We start from the raw sequence: 2344 nt of genomic DNA, 5'->3' as shown, positions 1-2344 counted from the left end.
GCCCGACGGCCGCGATCGTCATCGATCTGAAGCGCATTTTGGTCGCGCTTCGCCCGGGGACCGAGAGGGATTCTGAAGGGTCTCCGCGCCCGTCGTTTAGCCCGTCTCCTCGCATGTTCACGCTGCTGAGGTTCCGCGCACAGGTACCTTCTCGTTCCTGCAAGTTTTTCCTTACCCGGGTTGACCGTGGATAAGCCTTCGGTACGGTGAATGGGGTTGCAGAAACTACTTCATCCGTGGAATTCGCATTAGGAGGTCATCATGCCCAACGCCATCGAGACTGTCGACGTCGACGTTCCCGTTACCGTCGCTTACAACCAGTGGACAAAATTCGAGGAGTTTCCAAAGTTTTTGAGTCTTGTTGAATCCATCACGCAAATAACCGACACTCTCACCGAGTGGAAGATTAAAATCGGTGGCGTGGAACGCACGTTTGAGGCTCAGATAACTGAGCAACACCCCGACGAGCGTGTTGCCTGGAACAGCACCGGCGGCCAGGTCGACCACGCGGGAGTCGTTACGTTCCATAAATTGGCCGCGAATGAGACGCGTGTGACTGTTCAGCTTGATTGGGAGGCAACAGGGCTGCTTGAGAAGGCTGGGGCCGCTCTCGGTATCGACGGCCACGCCATCAAGAAAGACCTCACGAACTTTAAGGAGTTCATCGAGGCGAAAGGAACCGACGATATCGGATGGCGCGGAGATGTTCAGGCCTGACGCCGCTGAAAGATTGGTTTACGACTCGTGATGGCCCGGACATATCACACCGAAGTCCGGCCGCTTGGGGTGACGGTACGCTCGAAGCGCTTGGCAAGATGTTAGAGACATGCGACAGCACGGAACAAACGGGGATTCTTTGAAAATCTCATCACCTGGTCCCCGTCGTCGAGTCTTCGACCCTGTTAGACCCACGTACTGGCTATCCGAAATTTTCTCGTAGTAGAAGTCCTCGAGGATCGTCGCTCACGCGTTGAGAAGAGCCTTCACAGCCTTCGTCTCGGTGCACGCCCAAACACGTCGCAAGCCTCGATCATGTCCCGATCACAGGTACGGTTATGGAATTTCTTTTCCGCGATTTTCTTCTGCGCGACGCGCTTCAGCAGGATGTTGAGCATGTCGGTGTTGGCAAGACCCATGTTGGATGTTGATGTTGGAAGTCCACAGGTCTCGCAGCGGAAAGTCGGCCGGTTTGCCGTGCACACCGGCGTTCGCCACGGCGCTGGCCGGGCGCCTGATGGCACAACGCGTGGTGACTGTCTGGGAAATACCGATCCCTCGGGCGCGACGTTAACTCTGAGTCCGTCGGTCATCGCGAGTATATGTTCTGTGAAAGCGAACCGCACGGCGTCGTCGATCGGGCACGGTTGTCGGAATTTCGGCGCGGGCGCGGTAGTCCTTGATGCCGAGGAATGTCCGTCTTTGGAGAACGCATTACTGGCGCTTCGTACTCCGCAGCAGGTTGATATTCTGTGGCGTCCTCTGCTCTTCTGTGTAGAGAGCTTTGGCTGAGTCGGGTTCTCTTGATCTGGCCAACGCACTGCCGTTCACTTCGTAGGAGATGGACGCTGGCCGGTGATATCCGGCGTGGGCGTTCCAATAGTTGCGGCGGTGAGGCGACGTACATGGAACGGTGTTAGACATAAATCATGCGCAATCTGCGGGCGCCTCAAGAGCGCCCGGGCATTAATTTTCGTACACCTCCGAAAGTGAAGACGGATCCTCCGTCTTACACGGTCACAAATTCAGGGAGTGAAAAAATGAAAGCAGTCGTTTATAAGGGCCCCAACGAGGTAAACGTCGAAGAAGTTCCGGATGCCAAGATCGAACGTCCCACTGACGTTCTCGTGCGCATCACGGCGACAAATATTTGCGGTTCAGACTTGCACATGTACGAGGGACGCACCAATTTCGAGACTGGCCGCACGTTCNTTCAATATATCTTGCGGGTTTTGCAAGAATTGCGAACGCGGTTTCACCAACTACTGCATGACCACTCAACCAGACCCGGTCGGCGCCGGCGCCGCCTACGGCTTCGCCGGAATGGGTCCGTACCCCGGCGGGCAGGCCCAAATGCTGCGTGTGCCCTACGGCGACAGCAACTGCCTGCGCCTGGGTGATGACGCAGTGGAAAAGCAAAACGATTACGTGATGCTCTCGGACATCTTTCCGACCGGCTACCACGCTACCGAGATGGCCGGCGTGATCCCCGGCGACACGGTCGTGATCTACGGTGCAGGTCCGGTCGGGCTCATGGCTGCCCTGTCTGCCACAATCAAGGGCGCCAGTAAAGTCTGGGTCGTGGACCGACGCCCAGACCGGCTGGCTCTCGCCGAGCAGATCGGCG

The 2344-nt window shown here is 57.1% G+C and carries 3 protein-coding genes and 1 pseudogene; 3 read left to right on the top strand and 1 reads right to left on the bottom strand.

The window, feature by feature from the left end; translation table 11 throughout:
* The first annotated feature begins 261 nt into the window (after window positions 1-261).
* Window positions 262-717: an SRPBCC family protein gene (locus tag CXY75_RS00160; RefSeq protein WP_104080887.1), complete on the top strand. Its 456-nt coding sequence runs from the start codon at window positions 262-264 to the stop codon at window positions 715-717.
* 266 nt (window positions 718-983) lie between these two features.
* On the opposite strand, the gene CXY75_RS19585 is transcribed toward CXY75_RS00160, so the two are convergent.
* Window positions 984-1136 carry a hypothetical protein gene (locus CXY75_RS19585; protein WP_158251066.1) on the bottom strand — a complete coding sequence of 51 codons (153 nt, stop codon included), beginning with the start codon at window positions 1134-1136 and terminating at the stop codon, window positions 984-986.
* A 510-nt stretch (window positions 1137-1646) separates the two neighbouring features.
* On the opposite strand from CXY75_RS19585, the pseudogene CXY75_RS20835 reads away from it, so the two are divergent.
* Both CXY75_RS20835 and CXY75_RS00155 read left to right on the top strand, forming a co-directional pair.
* Window positions 1647-1874 (top strand): annotated as a pseudogene (locus CXY75_RS20835) (hypothetical protein); the annotation flags it as partial.
* On the top strand, window positions 1813-2344 hold a 532-nt coding region (locus tag CXY75_RS00155; RefSeq protein WP_369826615.1), incomplete at its 3' end, for an alcohol dehydrogenase catalytic domain-containing protein. The pseudogene CXY75_RS20835 and the gene CXY75_RS00155, both read left to right, overlap by 62 nt.

The organism is Cryobacterium sp. Y11 (assembly GCF_002929535.1).
In the GTDB taxonomy this organism is placed as follows: Bacteria; Actinomycetota; Actinomycetes; order Actinomycetales; family Microbacteriaceae; genus Cryobacterium.
Note: the sequence above shows the minus strand (reverse complement) of the source record. Positions and strands in the feature narration are given on the sequence as shown.